The 20,636-nt window shown below is 48.2% G+C and carries 18 protein-coding genes; 14 read left to right on the forward strand and 4 right to left on the reverse strand.

Annotated elements, in window-relative coordinates; all coding sequences use genetic code 11:
• Positions 1-69: 69 nt before the first annotated feature.
• Together M1E06_RS03255 and M1E06_RS03260 are read right to left on the reverse strand one after the other, a co-directional pair.
• Positions 70-1,515, reverse strand: a complete 1,446-nt coding sequence (locus M1E06_RS03255; protein WP_216904446.1) for a glycoside hydrolase family 68 protein — start codon at positions 1,513-1,515, stop codon at positions 70-72.
• Positions 1,516-1,863: 348 nt separating this feature from the next.
• A complete protein-coding gene (locus M1E06_RS03260) occupies positions 1,864-2,958 on the reverse strand; it encodes an NADH-dependent flavin oxidoreductase (RefSeq protein WP_025810725.1) in 1,095 nt (364 codons plus the stop codon).
• A 172-nt stretch (positions 2,959-3,130) separates the two neighbouring features.
• On the opposite strand from M1E06_RS03260, the gene M1E06_RS03265 reads away from it, so the two are divergent.
• The 8 genes from M1E06_RS03265 to M1E06_RS03300 all read left to right on the forward strand — a co-directional run bounded on the left by M1E06_RS03265 (position 3,131) and on the right by M1E06_RS03300 (position 12,102).
• Positions 3,131-3,454 carry a winged helix-turn-helix transcriptional regulator gene (locus M1E06_RS03265; protein ID WP_020453042.1) on the forward strand — a complete coding sequence of 108 codons (324 nt, stop codon included), beginning with the start codon at positions 3,131-3,133 and terminating at the stop codon, positions 3,452-3,454.
• A gap of 99 nt (positions 3,455-3,553) precedes the next feature.
• A complete protein-coding gene (locus M1E06_RS03270; protein WP_023856343.1) occupies positions 3,554-5,272 on the forward strand; it encodes a PrpR N-terminal domain-containing protein in 1,719 nt (572 codons plus the stop codon).
• A 144-nt stretch (positions 5,273-5,416) separates the two neighbouring features.
• On the forward strand, positions 5,417-6,304 hold the full coding sequence (gene dapA / locus M1E06_RS03275; RefSeq protein ID WP_020453040.1) for a 4-hydroxy-tetrahydrodipicolinate synthase: 888 nt from the start codon (positions 5,417-5,419) through the stop codon (positions 6,302-6,304).
• 13 nt (positions 6,305-6,317) lie between these two features.
• Positions 6,318-7,484 carry an iron-containing alcohol dehydrogenase gene (locus M1E06_RS03280; RefSeq protein ID WP_216904444.1) on the forward strand — a complete coding sequence of 389 codons (1,167 nt, stop codon included), beginning with the start codon at positions 6,318-6,320 and terminating at the stop codon, positions 7,482-7,484.
• A gap of 13 nt (positions 7,485-7,497) precedes the next feature.
• On the forward strand, positions 7,498-8,769 hold the full coding sequence (locus tag M1E06_RS03285; RefSeq protein WP_216904442.1) for a four-carbon acid sugar kinase family protein: 1,272 nt from the start codon (positions 7,498-7,500) through the stop codon (positions 8,767-8,769).
• A 3-nt stretch (positions 8,770-8,772) separates the two neighbouring features.
• On the forward strand, positions 8,773-9,771 hold the full coding sequence (gene pdxA, locus M1E06_RS03290; RefSeq protein WP_144497814.1) for a 4-hydroxythreonine-4-phosphate dehydrogenase PdxA: 999 nt from the start codon (positions 8,773-8,775) through the stop codon (positions 9,769-9,771).
• Between the two features lie 27 nt (positions 9,772-9,798).
• Positions 9,799-10,749 (forward strand): phosphoglycerate dehydrogenase, encoded by a 951-nt coding sequence (locus tag M1E06_RS03295; RefSeq protein WP_050820772.1) that lies wholly within the window; start codon positions 9,799-9,801, stop codon positions 10,747-10,749.
• Positions 10,750-10,818: 69 nt separating this feature from the next.
• Complete coding sequence (locus M1E06_RS03300) at positions 10,819-12,102, forward strand: MFS transporter (protein WP_023856339.1); 1,284 nt, start codon at positions 10,819-10,821, stop codon at positions 12,100-12,102.
• 239 nt (positions 12,103-12,341) lie between these two features.
• Here the strand turns inward: M1E06_RS03300 and M1E06_RS03305 are convergent, their stop codons facing one another.
• Both M1E06_RS03305 and slrR read right to left on the reverse strand, forming a co-directional pair.
• Entirely contained in the window at positions 12,342-12,866 is a 525-nt protein-coding gene (locus M1E06_RS03305; RefSeq protein ID WP_023856337.1) for an NAD(P)H-dependent oxidoreductase, read from the reverse strand.
• A 411-nt stretch (positions 12,867-13,277) separates the two neighbouring features.
• Positions 13,278-13,736 (reverse strand): HTH-type transcriptional regulator SlrR, encoded by a 459-nt coding sequence (gene slrR, locus M1E06_RS03310; RefSeq protein ID WP_023856335.1) that lies wholly within the window; start codon positions 13,734-13,736, stop codon positions 13,278-13,280.
• 236 nt (positions 13,737-13,972) lie between these two features.
• Here slrR and M1E06_RS03315 point away from each other — a divergent pair, with 236 nt between their 5' ends.
• The 6 genes from M1E06_RS03315 (at position 13,973) to M1E06_RS03340 (ending at position 20,635) form a co-directional block, all read left to right on the forward strand.
• Positions 13,973-14,725, forward strand: a complete 753-nt coding sequence (locus M1E06_RS03315) for a YveK family protein (RefSeq protein ID WP_025810730.1) — start codon at positions 13,973-13,975, stop codon at positions 14,723-14,725.
• Entirely contained in the window at positions 14,715-15,407 is a 693-nt protein-coding gene (locus M1E06_RS03320) for a CpsD/CapB family tyrosine-protein kinase (RefSeq protein WP_196220016.1), read from the forward strand. Before M1E06_RS03315 ends, M1E06_RS03320 begins: the two co-directional genes overlap by 11 nt.
• Before the next feature lie 259 nt (positions 15,408-15,666).
• Positions 15,667-17,484, forward strand: coding sequence for a polysaccharide biosynthesis protein (locus M1E06_RS03325; protein WP_025810731.1), 1,818 nt, complete (start codon positions 15,667-15,669; stop codon positions 17,482-17,484).
• A gap of 10 nt (positions 17,485-17,494) precedes the next feature.
• Complete coding sequence (locus M1E06_RS03330; protein ID WP_025810732.1) at positions 17,495-18,643, forward strand: glycosyltransferase family 4 protein; 1,149 nt, start codon at positions 17,495-17,497, stop codon at positions 18,641-18,643.
• Entirely contained in the window at positions 18,640-19,482 is an 843-nt protein-coding gene (locus tag M1E06_RS03335; protein WP_020453028.1) for a glycosyltransferase family 2 protein, read from the forward strand. The genes M1E06_RS03330 and M1E06_RS03335 overlap by 4 nt, the downstream gene beginning before the upstream one ends.
• Positions 19,475-20,635, forward strand: coding sequence for a glycosyltransferase family 1 protein (locus M1E06_RS03340; RefSeq protein WP_039073033.1), 1,161 nt, complete (start codon positions 19,475-19,477; stop codon positions 20,633-20,635). The genes M1E06_RS03335 and M1E06_RS03340 overlap by 8 nt, the downstream gene beginning before the upstream one ends.
• Position 20,636: the final 1 nt, after the last annotated feature.

The following is a 20,636-nucleotide window of genomic DNA, read 5'->3' on the forward strand; positions in this document are numbered from 1 at the left end:
CGCTTTATTCTAAGATGACACACGAAAGAAAATGCCGATGTTCACCGGCATTTTCTTTCGTTCGTTTTATTAGTTTACCGTTAATTGTCCCTGTTCAAGAATGCTGTTTTTGACAACGGATGTTTTTGATCCTTTGACTTTCAGCAAAAAGCTTGGTGCAAATGTGGCGTGATGCTCGTTTGAAATTCCTCTGTTTGTGATGTAGCTCGTGATGACGACTTTGTCGCCTTTTTTCTGCGGTACGGCAAAGTGTGAATAAGTAAATGTGATGTCATTGTAATCAAGGTCCATGTGCAAAACAAGTCCGGATTTGTTTAAAGGCTTGAATGGCCCGGTTAGTGAATCTGATACATAGCCGAGCATATAAATGTCTTTTGCACCAATGCCGTCAATTGTCATTTTTGATCCTCTTGAATCTGTGAACAGATACCATTTTCCGTTCATTTTGAAGAGGTTGGCCCGTTCGATTTCATCAGTCACCGTATTGGAGGCGATCAAAGGCTTCATGACTTTTTTCAGCGTATAATCTTTATTTAATTCGATGATTCCGAGTGCGCCGTTAGCCAATGAAGCGTTCTTTTTGTTCGCTCCTTGAAGCAGCTTGCTGCTTTCTCCTCTAAAGAACTGCTTGCTGCCTCCGTAGTAAGCTCTGTTGAATAGAGAGTCTTCTCCCTGATAGCCGGTTTTTGTTCCCGTATTGGCTTCAAATACGAGATATTTGCGGCCGTGATCTTCCACATAATGCGGGTCTCTCAGCGTATGGTTGTCGCCGGAGCTGTAGTTTCCTTCGTCAATGAATTGCTGAACGTTTTGGTACACTGAACCGTCGGCGCCGTCAAAGACCGATTTATGATCTTCTACACCATCAATTTTCAGTGTGTCCGAATCCGGCTGAGTGAAGTTGACCTGAGCCGTTGTCAGCGTCTGTTTGCCGTATTGCGTGCCGGAGAAAGCTGTGTAAAACAGTCGGACTTTTCCGTCTTTTGTCAGCGTGGCGGAACCTGACCACTCTTGTGTTTGATACTTAAGGTACGGATCGTCAGGAGTGAATTTGTCGCTGTCTTTAAACACTCTGCCGGCGTTTTTCCAGCTGTCGATGGAAGTTTCGCCTTTCTTTTGATAGAACAAGTAGATGGATGTGTCATCGACGTCTTTCGGGTCGCCCGCCAACGCGAAAACAAGATTGTAGCCGTGGTATGTAGCGACTGTTCCGTCGGCATTTTGCAGCGGCCAGCTGTCCCATACGTCTAAATCGATCAGTTCTCCATTTTTGTTATAACCTTTTGCTGAAGGGATGTTTTTGATGGTTTTCGGATCGAATTGAGGAACTTTAAATTGTTCGCTCTTTTGCTGTTCGGGAATTTTCAGCATGTCATGTCTTGTGATATGAGAAAATCCGTAACTCTTCTTGTAATCTTGCGTTTCTTTTGCAAAGGTTTGCGGCGCGCCTCCCGCAAGCAGAGCTGCTGCGACGGTTAAGGCTGACGCTTTTCTAGCGATGTTTTTGATGTTCATCAATATTTCCTCCCTTTTTCAATATGTAACAGATTGCTCCTGACAACATGAACGTTTCCAATCATCCCCCCTAACTGCGGCATTGTCCTGAAGAACAGAAAAAAGACCTAAAATGTGCAAGGTCATATAGGCAAAAGATAGACTTCGCCCTTCACACATTTTAGGTCTTGCCTGCTTAGACAGTAACAATCCCGACAATATTGAATTACCATCATTCTAATATACTCATCTCCGGGACTCAACTGGTCTAAGTTCCTCTTTTCTCATACATTTTTTTGCAAATGACATCAATTTTAAGCTAAAAGGCACCTTTTTTAATGAATCTATAGTCCGTATAAGGAGGAATCGTCAATCGTTGAAATCAATATACATCGGTATACTTTCCCAAAAGGCATCTGGAATTGCGAGCTTTCGTTGATCATGTCTTGACAGGGTTGTTTGAATATCGTCCTCTTTTCCGGCTTGAACTTTTTGAAGCCATTCCGGATCCATCAGAAGACCCCGACCGATTCCGACGAGATCGGCACCTGTTTTCAGCGCTTGAACGGCATCTTCCGGTGTGTGTACTTTCCCGGCTCCGATCAGAGGAAGACGGTCTCCGACCGCTTCTTTGATCAGTTCCATCCGCGTGCGGGATTTGTCTGCACCACGGCGCGGCAAGGACCGGAAATCAATGAGAGAAACGTGCAGGTAATCCAATGCTTGTTCCCGCAGTACATTAACGAAAGGCAACGTTTCAGCCATTGTGATTCCGGGCGTTTCCGGCTCTTCGGGCGAAAATTTGTAGCCGATGATAAAAGATGGTTTATGGCGGCTATCCGCTACGCGTCTGATTTCTTCTATAATCTGAAGCGGAAATCTCATCCGTTTCTCTAAAGTGCCGCCCCAGCTGTCATTGCGCCGGTTGTAATAAGGAGAGAAGAACTGATGGATGAGAAACCCGTTTGCGCCGTGAATTTCGACTCCGTCAAACCCGGCCTCTATCGCTCTTCGAGCCGCCTGGCCGAAAGAATGGATAAGGTCTTGAATGTCTTGCTCAGACAGTGCCCTTGGCACCGGTGCATTCGGTTGATTCGGAGCGACGGCGCTGGCACTGACCGTCTGCTCTATACCTTTGGCTCCAGGATGGAAGAGCTGCAGGATTGCTTTTGCTCCATGTTTCTTTAAAGTGGCTGCAAGCCGGGTTAGTCCCGGGATTTGATCATCGTTCTCAGCTCCGGGAATGCCGGGAAATCCGGTTCCGGGCTGTACGGTTGTCGCAGATGTGATGACCATCCCGACATCTGTCGCCCGCGCGGCATAATAGACGAGTTCGTCGTCAGAAATGAATCCTCCCGGCATAGAGGATGAATGCCCCATTGGCGGCATGATGATTCTATTTTTCAATTGGATGCCGTTTTTAAAAGTAAAGGGTGTGAATAAAGAATCGTATTGTTTTTTCATGTTTTTCCTCCTTTTGATATAACCATAGCAACCACCGTGAGGCTCCACAAGAACGCAATTTTTTTATATATGCTTTATAAAAATAAACCGTAAGATCGTTCTCTTGAATGCTCTGGTGTCCATATGGTAGGATCAAGTCAAAATTGGCGAATGAGGCAATGGAGGAATTGCTATGAATTCAGCTGTCGATCATAAAGAATGCTCTTCTTTAATACAGGGTGTATTGAAAATTTTCTCCGGTAAATGGTCATTTTTGGTTCTCGCCGAGCTCATTCAGGGCAAGCGGCGATTCAACGAGCTCAGAAGGAACTTGGGAAACGTCAACACTAAAGGATTAACTGACACATTAAGACATCTTGAAGAAAGCGGTATGATTTCCCGGAAGGTGTTCCCGACGGTTCCTGTTACTGTAGAATATGAATTAACAGAAAAAGGTAAAGAGTTCCACGGCATTTTTAAAGAGATGGCCGCGTGGGGGGAAAAATGGCTTCCGTAATGGAGCCTTTTTATTTTGCCTTCGTTTTGCGGTTCCAAATATTTCTGCCTTTTGGTATAGTGATAATGTGTTTAAATTTGCAACAAAAGGTGATCGAATATGAAAGTGATGGCAATTGCTCCATATGAAGGATTAAAAGAGCTGATGATTCAAGTGGCAGGCGGCGAGGATTTTGAATTCGAGGCGGCTTCCGGAGATTTAGAGAAGGGTGTGGAGCTGGCGAAGCAAGCGGAAGCAAACGGGACTGATTTGATTATCAGCAGAGGTGGAACCGCTGAGCTGATCCAGCAAGAAGTTTCCATTCCGGTTGTGGATATCGAAGTGTCGGGATACGATATGCTGCGTGTGCTTACGCTTGCCAAGGGCTATCCCGGCAAAGCGGCAATTGTCGGATTTCCGATGATTGCCGACGGCGCGTCAGCAGTGTGCGAAATTTTGGATATCCGGATCGACGCCTGCACCGTATCAGACGAACGCGATGTTGAACCGGTGCTTCTTCAGCTCAAAGAACAGGGCTATCAGATCATTATCGGCGATGTGATCACAATTGAGAAAGCAGAGCAGCTCGGTTTAAACGGACTGCTTTTGACATCCGGAAAAGAAAGCATTGCCAAAGCTTTTGCAAACGCTAAAAAACTGTATTCCTTTTTAGAGAGCATCAAGCAGAAGTACGCTGTGCCGTATCACATTTTACAAAAGGCCGAGACCGGTTATGCAGTATACAACAAGACATTGCGGCCGGTTTTTCAAAACGGCGTATTTGCCGAACAAATCGGCTTGCTGGATCATCTGGAAGAGCTGATCGGGGAAGCGGAAAAGAAGGGAGTCATCCATTTTAGATTCCGAAAGCATGGGCGGACATGGAATATCACGGGACGCAGGTTTTTCGCATCAGACGAGGCATTGACCGTATTTACCGCGGAAAATGCAAAAGATGTTCACGTTTCTTCTTTGCCTGGAGCAGCGACTCTTTCTCCTTTACGGATGAGTTATATGGAAACATCGAGGAACGAAACGATGCAGCAGGTGCTGAAAAAAGCGGAGTTGTTCGCGGCAAGGCGGGAACCCATATGGATCAACGGAGCGCCCGGCTCAGGGAAAGAGAGCTTGGCCGGGCTGATCCATATGAAGGGGGAGGACAAGCATGAGCCGTTTCGAAAAATCGATGCCGGTTTGCTGTCTGAAGCAGAATGGGAACAGGCGTGTGAAAGCGAAGAATTCTTTTCAGGGAGAGGAACGCTATACATCAAACAAGTCGATCGCATGCCGCCGTCCTCGCAACGGCTTTTACTCAGGCGGATCAGCGAACCGTATGACGGGCCGAGGCTGATCGTTTCTTCTTCCCGCAGGCGCGCCGGGGAATTTTTAAGCGATTTATATGATGCGCTTTGTCATTTGGAGCTGGACGTTCCCCCTCTTTCCGAAAGAAAAGAGGATATTTTGCATCTGGCTTATCTGTTTATTGCGGAAAGCAATGAGGCATTCGGCAAACAAATCGTCGGCTTTCGAAGCGAAGCTGGTGTTCTGCTTGAAGAAGCGAAATGGCCGGGCAACCTCAGCCAATTGAGAAAAACAGTCCAAAACTGTGTCCTTGAAGCGCAGGGCGTTTATATCGAGAAGGCTGACGCCGAACGGGTCCTGAGCCGCTTGAACGAGGAAGAAAGAGAAGACATCGATTTATCCGGAACGCTCGAAGAGATCGAAAAAAGGATCATTCAAAAAATCTATGCCGAAGAAGGGAACAATCAAACAAGAACAGCGGAAAGGCTCGGCATCAACAGAACGACGCTTTGGAGAAAATTGAAATCGTCACATTGATAAGACACCGGCTAAACCGGTGTTTTATTTTTTGTTTTAATATGCAACAGTAAATAAAAATAATTTAGATAAATACCGTTGATTATTGAAACATTTATGTATATAATCATTTTTGAAAACGCTTTACAGGAAGGGGAGGCAATCATGGGATTCGTACCAAAGGGGATTTATCCTGCTATGCTGACACCGCTCACAGAAGATCAAAGCATTGATGAATCGGCGTTGAAACAGCTGACAAACCATTTGATCGATGCTCATGTACACGGGCTTTTTGCGTTGGGTACCAACGGGGAATTTCATATGTTCAACACCGGAGACAAGCTGAAAGTTGCAGAAATCATCATTCAAGAGACGGCAGGACGCGTTCCCGTCATGGTAGGGAGCGGAGGAAACAGCACAGAAGAAGCGATCTGGCTTTCTAAGAAAATGGAGAGGCTTGGCGCAGATGCGCTGTCGGTCATCACGCCATTCTTTATTCCACCGACACAGGAAGAAGCGGCGGTGCATTATAAAACAATTGCGGCATCCGTTTCACTTCCGATCCTTTTGTACAATATCCCTTCAAAAACAGGTTTCCATTTAGAACCAGAAACAGTGGCAGAGCTTGCGAAAGTGGATAATATCGTTGGAATTAAGGACAGCAGCGGAAACTTTGAAAACATACAGCAGTATATCGAGCTGACGAAAAATGAGGACTTTTCCGTTTTTGCAGGCACCGATTCGCTCATATTGAAAACGCTTCAAGCGGGAGGAGCGGGAGCAGTCGCAGCAACAGCAAATATGCTCCCTGATATCGTAACGTCGATTTACCACCATTGGTCAGAGGGTGAGACTGAAAAGGCGGAGGCTGCCCAGATGGAGCTTCAGCCGCTTCGCGATACATTTCGTTTAGGTACGATCCCGGCGGCACTGAAAAAAGCGGTTGGGCTTTATTCAATCCCTGTAGGCCCGCCGAAAGCGCCCATCCAAGAGCTGGCCGGTTCGGCGCTCTTGGAGGTCGAAAAAATGGTCGCTTACTATCAATCAAAATAGGGAGGTTTCAAGAATGCCAGCGAATTATCAATTTCGGACAGCCGATCATATCGTTGCGGGCGAACATTCCATCCGCAGGCTCAAAGATCATGTACGAACGATTGTACCGAAGGCGGACAGGGCGCTGATTATTACCCAGCCGTCGATTGTCAAACTTGGCGCGATCGGAGAAGTACAGGCTCAGCTTACAGAGATTGGCATTCAGTCAGATGTTTGCACAGCCATATTGTCGGAACCGACCGCACAAAATATTGAAGACGTATTTAGAGGAATCCGTGATAAACGATACGACATTCTCATCGGAATCGGCGGAGGCAGCGTGCTGGACGGAACGAAAATATTGTCCGTGCTGCAAACGAATTCAAAAAAGGTCGAGGAGCTGCTCGGGACAGATTTGGTCGAAAAGCCGGGAATCCCGACCGTGCTGATTCCGAGTACCTCGGGGACAGGCGCAGAGGTGACGCCGAACGCGATCGTTACGCTTCCCGAAGAGGAATTGAAAGTCGGCATCGTCAGTCCGCTTCTTTTGCCGAAACTTGTCATTCTTGACCCGATCATCACCCTTGGATTGCCAAAATCAATTACGGCGGCTACCGGAATGGATGCATTCACCCATTCGCTTGAATCGTTCATTTCGACGAAAGCAAACCCGATCAGCGATATGTTCGCTTTAGAATCCATCAGATTGATTTCGGCAAGTATTGTGGAAGCGTATGAAAACGGTTCATCGATACAAGCGAGAGAAAACATGCTGCTCGGTTCGACGTATGGCGGAATGGCGCTGACGGCTGCCGGTACTGCTGCCGTTCATGCCCTCGCCTATCCGCTTGGGGGGAAATACCGAATTCCCCACGGTGTCGCCAATTCGATGCTCCTTCCGCATGTGATGGAGTTTAATATGGATGCCATTACAAAACGGCTGTCTCTTGCGGCAGAATCGATGGGAATCGCTGCATCTGATTTGACCGCCGAACAAGCGGCTGAGGCCGTTGTGCAGAAAATAAGAGAGTGGACGAAGCGGCTGAATATTCCTCAGGATTTAAAAGCGTTCGGCGTAACCGCAAGCGACGTGGACGATTTAGCCGACTCAGCTTCAAAAGTGACGCGCCTGCTTCATAACAATCCGAAACCGCTCAGTCTGGAAAATATAAAAGACATCTATCGAAAACTAATCAACTAAAGGATGAAGACATTTGAAAATTGCAATCATCGCGGATGATTTGACGGGAGCGAACGACTGCGGCGGTCAGCTTGTTCATTACGGGATGGATGTTTCCGTCAAACTCGACGCCGAATTCACCAGACGGGAAACGGAAGGCGTCGTTATTTTCAATACGGACAGCAGATCGCTGTCAGCCGCAGAGGCGAAGGCGATTGTGAAAAACATCAGTGAACACATCTCCCGGCAATCGTTTGATATCGTCTACAAAAAAATCGACAGCACGATGAGGGGAAATATCGGAGCCGAGCTTCAAGCGATGCACGAAGTGTTTCAGCCGGATTTTGTGCTGATCGCTCCCGGCTACCCTCAAAACGGACGTCAGGTTATCGGCGGCGTCCATTATGTGAACGGCGTAAAGCTTGAAGAAACCGAAGCGGCAAACGATCCGAAAACGCCTGTAGCCGAGTCGAATATTCAAAGATTAATAGAAAAGCAGACTCGAAATAAGAGCGGGCATTTATCATATGAAGACATCCGCTGCGGACACGGGCATGTTCGCAACAAGCTGGAACGCTTTCGGGCGGAAGGGATTTCATATGTGACGGCCGATTCGGTTCACGAATCCGATCTGCAGGATCTGGCGCTTATTTTGGAGAGTTTGCCGTATTCTATCATTTTAGCCGGTTCGGCAGGCTTGATGAGCTGCCTGCCCAAAGCGTTCAATCTGAAAGAAAGGGAGCTCGGTCAAACCGTTCCGTTTTCCGACCAGCCGATCATGTTTGTCGTCGGAAGCATGAGTCGGAAGGGGAGGGAACAGCTTCACGAACTATTCGCCGGACGTGCGGCTGAAAAAATTGAAATGAGATCAGAGCGCGTGCTGTGCGGCGGAGCTGAGAAAAGAAACGAGTTCGAACGGCTGAAGGAGAGGGCGGCGGACGTCCGCCGCCGTTCGAAACACATCGTCCTCTGCACCTCGGACAATGCGGCAGAGACACAGAAGATTGGTGAAAGCCGCGGACTCACCCCGGTTCAAACGAGCAATGCGGTGTCCGGTGCACTAGGCGAATTGGCGGGCGAGCTGATTCAAGCCTTTCATGTGAGACGTCTGTTTTTAACCGGAGGTGACACGGCATACCAAGTGCTGCATCAGCTTCGGATTCATGAGATACGATTGCTGGACGAAGTAGAGCCCGGCATTCCGCTGGGAGCAGCCGGTGAAGAATTGTACATTGTGACAAAGGCCGGAAATTTTGGCTCGCGTTCGGTGATGGCAAGTGCGGCAATCAAGCTACAAGGAGGATAAACAATGAAGAAACCGGTTATCGGCATTACAATGGGCGACGCGGCAGGCGTCGGTCCGGAAATTATCGTAAAAGCCCTCAAGTCCCGCGAAGTGTATGACATGTGCAGGCCGCTCGTCATCGGCGATATGAAAATGCTGAAAAAAGCCGCCTTCCAAATCGGATCAGAGGTTGTCATTAACAAGGTCGGGCATCCGGACGAGGGCGGTTTTGTACATGGAAAGATCGATTGCCTCGATATCGATCTGCTGCCTGAAAACCTGCCTGTCGGAAAGGTATCGGCTGAAGCTGGAAACGCCGCTTTCCATTTCGTGAAAAAAGCGGTTGAGCTCGCTAAAAAAGGCTGTATTCAAGCGATTTGCACAGCGCCTTTAAATAAGGAGGCGCTGCATAAAGGCGGACACCGATACCCGGGGCATACGGAAATTCTCGCTCATTTAACGAATACGACAGACTACAGCATGATGCTGGCTTCGCCAAAGCTGAAGGTGATTCACCTGACAACGCATCAAGGGCTGATCGAGGCGATTCAGTCGATTACGCCGGAGCGGACCTATAAAGTCATCCGTCTCGCACATGATACATTGACAAGAGCCGGATTCGAACAGCCGAAAATTGCTGTTTGCGGAATCAACCCCCATGCAGGGGAAAACGGCCTGTTTGGAAGCGGCGAGGAAGAACGGCAATTGCTTCCGGGGATTGAGCAGGCGGCAGCTGAGGGAATTGATGCCGGCGGCCCATACCCCGCAGACACGCTGTTTTACAAAGCTGTCAGAGGAGATGTTGACCTGGTCGTAGCCTGCTACCACGACCAGGGGCATATACCGGTCAAAGTCCTCGGGTTGGAAGAGGGCGTCAACATTACGGTCGGATTAAACGGCGGGATCATACGCACCTCTGTCGACCACGGAACCGCATTTGACATTGCGGGGCAGAACAAAGCCGATGAAAGAAGCATGCTCGCTGCTTTGCGGTCAGCCGCTGAGCTGGCGCCCAAATCGTAGAAAAATGAAAGAAGGTTGGTGCATCTTATGAAAGTCGTATGTACATCACCGTCATTTGCGAAATACTCAGACAATCCCGTCTTGTTTTTGAAGAAAAAAGGCATATCGCTGGAACGCCTTCCTGCAGATATAACCGAGGAGCAGTTCATAGAAGCAGCAGGCGGAGCGGATGCCGCGATCGTGGCGTTTAACCAGATTACGCCGTATGTCCTGGATCGTCTCCCTTCTTTAAAAATTGTCTGCAAACATGGCGTCGGTGTCGACAATATTGATCTGCACGCTGCGAAAGAGCGCAATGTCTGGGTGACGAATGCTCCCAACGCCAACAAGCATGCAGTCGCCGATTTTGTATTCGGCCTCATGCTATCGGCTGCAAGACAGATTCCTGCAGCCGACAGGGAGACAAAGCTGGGAAAATGGCCGAGGATTTTTGGATCTGACGTTTACGGCAAAACACTCGGCATCGTCGGACTTGGCATGATCGGAAAAGAAGTCGCCAAACGGGCGCAAGGCTTCAATATGACTGTTTTAGCCTATGATGTGTTTCCCGATCGTGCATTCGCAGCCGATCATCACATCCAATTTACGGAGCTTGATCACCTCTTGAAAGAAAGCGACTTTATCACCCTTCATATGCCGCTCACAGCCGAAACGGAAAACATGATCGGTGAAAAAGAATTAGCCGCTATGAAAGAAACGGCTTATCTGATCAATGCTTCAAGGGGAGGCATCGTGTCTGAGTGTGCGTTATATGATGCCTTGGCGAACGGGAGCATCGCAGGGGCTGCGCTTGACGTGTATCAAACCGAACCGCTGAAGCAGCACCCTCTCTTTGAGCTGGACCGTTTTATCGCCATGCCGCATATCGCGGGGTACACCCGAGATGCCGTACAGAACCTTGGGATGATATGCGTCAAAAACATCGCTAGTGTACTGATCGACAAACAAAAACCGGAGTTTGTCGTCAACGGGTTGTGAATGTGTTTTCATTCATGCCCTGCATCATGATTTGAAAGCGTTTTCTACAAATGGGATGAGGTGGATAACATGTTGAATCACCCGATTCAAAAAAAGTCAAATGTACGCTGGGTTGTCGCGTTTATGATGTGGGCTGCGATTGCCATCAATTATATTGACCGGACAGTGCTCTCGGCTGCCGCTCCTTATATTACCGAGGAATTCAACTTGACAGCCGGCCAAATGGGAATCATCATGTCCGGTTTCTTCTGGTCGTACGCTTTGCTGCAGCTGCCTTCAGGCTGGGCGGCCGACAAGTATGGCCAGAAAAAAACGCTCGGTTTTGCGGTCGTCTGGTGGTCTGTTGCTACGGCGCTGACGGGTCTTGCGACAGGCTTCAAATCCCTGCTCGGGCTGCGGGTCGCACTGGGAGTCGGAGAGGCTGCTGCATATCCGAGCAATGCGGGGATCGCCGCCAAATGGTTTCCGAAAAAAGAAAGGGCGACAGTAGCCGGAATTTTTGACAGCGGGTCAAAGTTTGGCGGAGCTGTTGCCATGCCTTTGATTGCCTGGATGATAGCGGTCTTTGACTGGAAACTGACGTTTCTTTTGATCGGACTTGTCGGTGTCGTGTGGGGAATTGTCTGGATGATTTTCTTTAAGGAGAATCCCGCAGATCATAAGCGCGTCAATGAGGCGGAACTGGCTCATATTCGGGAAGGGCAGGCTCACATGGAAGAAACGGGCGGCGGCCAGCCGCTGAAGTGGTATCAGCTATTCAAATATCGAAACATATGGGCGATGTGCATCGGATTTTTCATGATCAATTATAATTCTTACTTCTTTATCACATGGCTGCCGACATACCTTGTCAAAGAAAGGGGCATGGATTTAATCGAGATGGGGATTATGGCGTCTCTGCCGCTTTTGACTGCAATGGTCGTTGAAGTCGGAGCCGGGTGGATGTCCGACCGGATATATGCAAAGGGAAAACTGTCGCTGACAGCCGTCCGGAAACTGTTTTTAATTATCGGGCTTGCCATGGCTTCGTGCATCGGTTTTGCCGCTTTTGCAGATTCTGCTATCCTGGCTGTCATCCTTCTTTGTGTAGCGAAATCGGGAACGACTGTCGCCGCGTCCCAAGTCTGGGCGCTTCCGGGGGATGTGGCTCCGAAAAATATGACGTCGATGGTTGCCGGTATTCAAAATACAGTCTCTAATATGGGCGGAGTGGTCGGGCCCATCATTACCGGCTTCATCGTTGGCGCAACGGGTTCTTTCGTGCCGGCGCTCCTTTTTTCAGCTGCCTTGATCGTCATTGCCATTTTAAATTATTTATTTCTATTGGGAAAAGTGAAACAGATTCAAGTATAAGGAACAAGCCCGGCTCATAAGCCGGGCTTTCAGCGTGTCGACAAACCCTCGCATTCGTTGTCAGGCCTGCGCGTCGGTGCTCACGAATTCCAACATTCGCTCCGCTCCGATGCTCGGTCTTCCTAGACTGCAAGGGTTTTCAATCACGCTGAAAGGATGACAAAATCCCAAAACAAAAAGTCGTTTTGGGATTTTGTCAACAATCTGCAAGCCCGGCTCATAAGCCGGGCTTTTCTCATTTAAAATGACTTCAGCACATGCTCCCTGTATTGTGTCGCACCTTCAGCAAGCTCGCTTTTTCCGGCCGTGCCCGCTTGATAGAAGACGTACGGCGGAAGGTATGTAGTACCGATGAAGTTGCTTGTCGCCTGAAAAGGGCGTAACAGTTCGCTGATCGTATAGTGATTTGACCCGCCGGCCTGATAGGCTTCTTCGGGAGCGCCCGCCGATACAGCGACCATGAATTCTTTGCCGTGAAGCGCTGTGCCGTTTGTTCCGTATGCCCAGCCGTAGAGAAAAACGTGGTCCAGCCATTTTTTTAAAAGTGGCGGCGAGCTGTACCAATAAAGCGGAAACTGGAAGACGATCCGATCGTGTTCTTCACAAAGTTTTTGTTCTTTTTCCACATCAATGGCCTCGTCAGGATATTCCTGATAAAGGTCGCGGAATGTAATGCCGGGTGCATCTTTCAATGTGTCTGCAAATGCTCTGTTCACAACTGACTGCTCCATATTCGGATGAAATGCGAGTACCAATACTTTCATGATTCCATCTCCTTCTTCCATTTTATTCATCTTAACGAACAGCCAGCTTGGATTCAACAAAAACGCTTCATCCCTATTCAAGGAATCGGGCCGTGACAAAGGTCTTGATATAAGCCGCAAGACACAGAATTTGCATGCCTTGGAGGAAGATGCGAAAGGTCAAAATCCGAGTTTCTTCATTTATATATAAACATAAGTAAAAAGTCTCTTAAAGACTGCCATGAAAAAATAAGGCAAACAGGTGAAAACGGAGCTATAGACATGGATCTTCATGATCGGGCGATATCTATTAATGCGATTATTCCGAATTTTAGGCAAGTTGAAATGGAAATGTGGATTTATATCCGGATGAATGGTTCAAGTCAAAAGCTCCCGTTATCTTCTAAAAATTAAATATGAATGCAGGATGAATTAATGGTTTTTTGTTCTCATCAAAAACGCTTCTACTTCTTTGACGGTTAATCCCATTTCTTTGGCCTCCAACATAAGGGCTCTCCATTCGTCGATATTGGCTTGGGTCAGCTCCCTGTTTCGATAAAGCGTCCGTTCTTTCTTTTTTTGTTTGAGACGGTGTGTGAATTGAAACAGTTCTTCCTGGTTCATCCCCGCCTGCACGGCCTGTACAAGGTGGGTTCTCCACTCGTCTTCATGCTCGGTCCGGCGATAAAGGATCACTTCGGTATCAAACAATTCCTTTAATTCCACTTTCAGCGCACGGGAGATTTTTTTTAGGAATTCGACTGACGGATTTCTGTGAACGCCGCGTTCGATTTTGCTTAAATATGATTTTGATACGCCTGCTATATCAGCAAGCTGGTTAATGGAGTAGCCTTTTCTTTTTCTGTACATTCGGATGACTCTTCCGATCATACTGATTCCTCCTCTTCCCCTTGCCATTCATATAAAAACGCTTTCCTGTTCATTATAAGAAATAATTTGTTCTTTATAAAATTCAAAAATTTAAGATATCGACAGAAAACAAAAGAAAACGAACGGATTTGTTCTCTAAAAAGAACTATATAGCTAAATTCAGCATTTTTCAATTCAAATTTTTTCTTTTATAATCCAATCATTAACAAACGGCATTCCTGAGGAGGCAGTCAAGCATGAAAGAAAATATTGATTTTAGAGAACTGATTGCAATCTTGCGAAAAAGAACGGTTCTTATTCTCGTTTTGACAATAGGTGTAACATTGACGACCGGAATCATTCAGTTCTATGTGCTGACACCTGTCTATCAGGCATCGACGCAGATTTTGGTGCATCAAGTAGGAGAGAAAAAAGGGAGCGCCACGTACAGCGATATTCAAATCAACCTGCAATACACGCGGACATTCCAAGCGCTTCTGAAGAACCCGGTGATTTTGGAGCAAGTCAAGAGAGAGCTTGATTTACCTTACTCTGCCGGCCGGTTGGGTGAAAAAATCGCAACGAGCAGTGAAAGCGAATCAGAGATTATTAACATTACAGTTCAAGACGAAAATCAGAAACGGGCAGCCGATATAGCGAACACGCTAACAGCGGTGCTCAAAAAAGAGATTAAGCAAATCATGAACACCGATCGGATAACCGTCCTTTCAAAAGCCGACATCGTCGATTCGCCGACTCCTGTCAGACCGAATTACAAAATGAATATTTTGCTGGCATTCGGCGCCGCAATAATGACCGGAATCGCTTTGGCGTTCTTTTTGGATTTTATCGATGATACGGTTGCAAGGCCGTCTCAAGTCGAAAAGGAAGCGGGATTTATTTATTTGGGAAGTATTGAGCAAATGAAGCATACAAAAAGTCTGTTTCGCGGAGACCCCGATATGAATATCCGTGTGAAAGCAGGAAGGAGTGAGCCGCTTGGCTATTAGAAAAAAACGCTCTCGCAAATATCAATCGGCGCTTGTCGCATTGCATCAGCCGAATGCGCCGATCGTCGAACAATACCGGACGATCAGGACCAACATTGAGTTCTCATCCTTTGAGAAGCCGTTTAAATCATTGCTCATCACATCGGGCCTCCCGGGAGAGGGCAAATCATTCTCGTCTTCAAACTTGGCGGTCGTATTTTCGCAACAGGAAAAAAAGGTCCTTCTGATCGACGCGGATTTAAGAAAGCCGACGATTCACAAAATTTTTGAGCTCGATAATCATTCTGGCGTCACAAATGTATTGATGAAAAAAACGACGCTGGAAAATGTCGTGCAGCAAAGCCCGGCGGAAAATCTCCATGTGCTGACAAGCGGTCCGATTCCTCCGAATCCGTCCGAGTTGTTGTCGTCGCAGGCGATGGAGGATCTGCTTGCTGAAGCGTACAACCAGTACGATTTAGTCATCCTTGATTCACCGCCGCTATTGCCGGTCGCAGACGCGCAAATATTGGCGAACCAGGTGGATGGAAGCATCCTTGTCATCCTCAGCGGAAAAACAAAACTTGATAACGCGATCAAGTCGCGGGACGCGCTGAATTCTTCAAAAAGCGAACTGCTCGGCGCCGTGTTGAACGGGCGGAAAGTGAAGAAGGCGCGTCAGTATAATTACGCAACCATGTAATCTTTTGAAGCGGCTGCGCCGCTTTAGGTGATGTCTCCTTGCCTTTACCGATGGAGGCACTCGGCTCTACCGTGGGCAGACTACCCGTCTGCCTTAGACGCAAGTCGTCGATGGCGGAGCGTGAGGACGGGTTAAATGCCCATTTTTATTTAATTGACGTGCTCGGTTTAAATTTGAAAATCGCCCGTATCTTTTTAGCTCATGGGATTTTGCCCTAAAAGATCCTATCAGCTAGAAAGATACATTAGGAGGTAGGAAATTGACATATCGGAGAAGGCTTTCCATTATTACCGCACTCGATTCGTACTTGGTTTTGCTGTCCATCTTTATCGGATATCAGCTGATTTCGCCATCATATGATTTATACCCTTCGGAAATGCTGCTGATGACTTCACTGATACTGCTTGGGGCTCAGCATTTATTCGCCCATTGCTTCCACCTTTACAAAAAAGTGTGGGAGTACGCAAGCATCGGTGAATTATATGTGCTGCTTAAATCGATTACCTTGTCCCATCTTGTGACGGCGGTCCTCGAACTGTTTTTCTTTCAAAACGTTCCGGTTCGCCTTTTATGTTTAAGCTGGCTGTTCCAGCTGATCTTGATCGGCGGGTCGCGGATGATGTGGCGCATCATCAGGGAACAGGTGAACAAAGAAAGCAAAGGATCCTTAAAAGCGCTGATTATCGGAGCCGGCTCTGCCGGCAGTTTGATCGCAAAACAGCTTGTGCAAAAGCCGGAATTGAACATTAAGCCTGTCGCATTTATCGATGATGACAAAACGAAATACCGGCTTGAAATCATGGGTTTGCCCGTTTTAGGCGGAAAAGAGCAGATCATGCAGGCGGTCCGGCAGTGGAATATTGACCGGATCATCATCGCCATTCCATCTTTAAGCGTCACTCAGATGCAGGACATGTACAAGGCGTGTGCGCAAACGGGGATCAAAACGCAAATCATGCCGAAAATAGACGAAATTTTGCTCGGCAGACATCCTGTCGGCCAGCTTCGCGATGTCAAAGCGGAAGATTTGCTCGGAAGGGAGCCTGTCCAGCTTGATACAAGCGAAATCTCCAATACGGTCAAGGACCGCGTCGTTCTTGTGACGGGAGCCGGAGGTTCAATCGGCTCGGAAATCTGCCGTCAAATCAGCAAATTTAAACCGAAATCGATTGTTTTAGTCGGGCACGGAGAAAACAGCATTCATTCGATTCTGCTGGAACTGCAGGAGAAGTTCGGAAAGCATGTCGCCTATTATCCGGAAATCGCCGACATACAGGACAGAGAGAAAATGTTTTTGCTGATGGAACGCTACAAACCGAATGTCATTTATCATGCAGCTGCACACAAGCATGTGCCGCTGATGGAAAAATGCCCGAAAGAAGCTGTCAAAAACAATATTCTCGGTACGAAAAACGTCGCTGAAGCCGCCGACGAAACCGGAGTGGAAACTTTTGTCCTGATCTCGTCAGACAAAGCGGTCAACCCTGCCAATATCATGGGGGCGACGAAGCGGTTCGCAGAAATGCTGATCATGAATCTCGGCAAAACGAGCAAAACCAAATTTGTCGCCGTCCGCTTCGGAAATGTTCTCGGCAGCAGGGGAAGCGTCATTCCGATTTTCAAAAAACAAATCGCTAGAGGCGGTCCGGTCACTGTCACACACCAGGACATGACGAGGTACTTTATGACGATTCCGGAAGCTTCAAGGCTGGTTATTCAGGCGGGGGCGCTTGCCAAAGGAAGACAGATTTTCGTGCTCGATATGGGCGAACCGGTCAAAATCGTCGATCTCGCTAAAAATCTCATCCAGCTCTCCGGCTATACGACAGACCAGATCAAAATTGAATTTACAGGCATCCGCCCGGGAGAAAAAATGTACGAAGAGCTGCTGAATCAAAATGAAGTGCTGGCAGAGCAGGTTTTTCCGAAGATTCATATCGGCAAGGCGGTCGACGTCGAGCTAACGGTGCTGAAGACATTCATGGAGGAATTTATGTATTTGTCAGACCGCGAGCTGAGAGAACGCTTGTTCCAAGCGATCGGCCAGCATGAGAAAAAGCTGGTGACAGCGCACTAGGGGGAAGAACATGACAAGAACGGTTTTGTTTTGCGCTACTGTGGATTACCATTTCAAGGCCTTCCACCTCCCATATTTAAAATGGTTTAAAGAGCAGGGGTGGAACGTTCATATCGCCGCAAAAGGAGATATGGCACTGCCTTATACAGACAAAAAATTTGATATCGACATCAGGCGTTCTCCTCTGAATGCAAGCAATATCGCAGCCTATCGGGAGCTGGCGCGCATCATTGACGAAAACCGGTACAGCATCATTCATTGCCATACGCCGATGGGAGGCGTGCTGGCAAGGCTTGCGGCCCGGAAACAGAGAAAAGAGGGAACGAAAGTGATCTATACCGCTCACGGTTTTCACTTTTGCCAAGGTGCACCTTTAAAGAATTGGCTGCTATACTATCCGATTGAAAAAGGGCTGTCCGCTTTGACCGATTGCCTAATCACGATCAATGAAGAAGATTTCGTCCTTGCAAAAGGCTTGCGCAAGGCGCTGCGAACAGAAAAAATTCATGGCATCGGCGTCGATACCGAGCGCTTTCATCCTGTCAGCGAAACAGAGAAAATGCTGCTCAGGAAAACATACGGTTTCAAAGAAGACGACTTTATTCTCATATATCCCGCGGAACTGAACGCGAATAAAAACCAGGCGCTGCTCATCGAAACGGCGGCTGCTTTAAAAGATAGAGCCCCAAACTTAAAGCTCGTGTTTGCAGGAAAAGGGCAGATGGAAGAAAAATACCGAAGTCTCGCTGAACAAAAAGGCGTTTCTTCGACCGTCACGTTTGCAGGTTTTCAAAAAAACATCCACGAATGGATTCAGCTTGCCGATGTGTCTGTCGCTTCAAGCATCAGGGAAGGGCTCGGCATGAACCTCCTGGAAGGAATGGCGGCAGGAAAGCCCGCCGTTGCAGCGGACAACCGCGGACACCGGGAAGTTATTCAAGAGGGCGTGAACGGATTTTTGATTCCGCAGGGAGACGCCGGAACGTTCAGCGACCGAATTTTGCAGCTGTACCGTCTGCCTTCTTTGCGAAAAAAGATGGGGGACGCGGGGAGACGAACGGCCGCCGCTTTTTCCCAGCAGCGCACCGTCAAAGAAATGGCGGGCATTTACTCTTCCTTTATGGATCATGAAACAGTTGAAAGGAGGCTGAAAGGATGACAGGGGGTCAAAAGCCGAAAGTTTCTGTCATTATGGGAGTCTACAATTGTGAGGACACGATCGCAGAGAGCATCGAGTCGATTTTAAATCAAACCTATAAAAATTGGGAACTGATTATATGCGACGATGCATCAACAGATGGGACATATGCTGTTGCCAGGCGGTATGCCGATCATTACGCAGATAAGATCAAGCTGATTAAAAACGAGAAGAATCAGCGGCTGGCTGCTTCGCTAAACCACTGTCTCCGGTACGCCGGCGGGAAATATATCGCGCGCCAGGACGGAGATGACATCTCTTTGCCAAGGCGTTTTGAAAAACAGGTCGCATTTCTTGAATCACAATCTCATTATCATGTCGTCGGCAGCGGAATGATGGCCTTCGACGAAAACGGGATCAGAGGCGTCAGAATGCTTCCTCCCTCTCCCGGGCCGAGAATCATGGCGAAAGGAACGCCGTTTTGCCATGCGACGATCATGATGAGAGCGGAAGTGTACGAGGCGCTGGACGGCTATCGGGTCGGCCGGAGAACAAGAAGGATGGAAGATATCGATTTGTGGCTCCGTTTTTTTGAAGCGGGCTACACGGGCTATAACCTTCAGGAAGCTTTATACAAAGTAAGGGAAGACGAATCGGCGTTTAAAAGGAGAAAGTTCAGCTACTCGATTGACAATGCGTTTATCGTCTTTGCCGCCTGCAGACGGCTGAAGCTGCCGCTCTCAGACTACATTTATATGATGAAACCCATCATCAGGGGGCTCATGCCTCCTTTTATCATGAACAAATACCATAAAAGAAGATTGATGAATGAAGGCGGAGGGGTCGTAAAACATGAATGACGGAAGCGTGAGACCAGAACGGGTGCTTCACATCGTAAGCGGAATGAACCGCGGCGGAGCGGAGACGATGATTATGAATATATACCGCCATACAGACAGGCGGCATATTCAATTTGATTTTATTTCCCACCGGGAAGAAACGTGCGATTATGATCCGGAGATCATCACGCGCGGCGGCCGGGTGTTTTATGTACCAAGCATCGGGCGGTCGGGGCCTCTCGCCTACATCAAAAACATCAGAAGGATTTTGGTTGAGAAAGGGCCATATGCCGCCGTGCACGCCCATACGGATTTTCAGACGGGGTTTGCCGCATTGGCGGCCAAGCTCGCCGGCGTTCCGGTGAGGGTCTGTCATTCCCACAACACGGCCTGGAAGCCTAACCCCCGGTTTTGGGATACATGGCAGCTCCTCGCATTCCGCCGTTTGATTTTCTCCAGTGCTACGGCTCTGTGCGCTTGCGGCAAAGATGCCGGGCGTTTTTTATTCGGCGGAAAAAAGATGGGCGAAAACGCGGTCCATCTTTTGCAAAACGGGATTGAACTTGACCGCTTCAAAGAAGCGAATGGCGTTTCAAAGACGGATGCAAAAAAGAGCTTCGGCATCAAGGAAGACGCATTGGTTATCGGACATGTCGGCCGTTTTTTTGAACAGAAAAACCACGCGTTTCTGCTCGGGCTTGCCGCTCATTTCAAGAAATCGGGCACGCCTTTTCAAGCGGTGTTCGCAGGTGATGGTCCGCTGCGCAGACAGATGGAAGAAAAAGCCGCCGCTCTCGGTGTAAAAGACGACATTCTGTTTCTCGGCGTCGTCGAAGATATCCCGGCTCTCATGCAGACGTTTGATGTATTTGCCATGCCGTCTTTGTTTGAAGGGCTCCCTCTCGTACTCGTCGAAGCGCAGGCGTCAGGGCTTCCTTGTATTGTATCAGACCATATTACAGAGGAAACCGATTTGGGACTCGGCCTGCTGACCCGTCTCAGCTTAAATGCCGGCTTTGAACGGTGGGCTGAGGATATCAGCCGTGCCGCTCAGGCGAAAAAGCCTGCATGGCCGGAGATTGAGAGAAGCCTGGCAGAGAGAGGCTATAATGCAAAAGCAAATTTGGCGAGACTGATGGACATCTATTCAATCTCCGCGGCAGAAGGACAGTGAG

This window comes from Bacillus sp. AK124 (genome assembly GCF_053903085.1).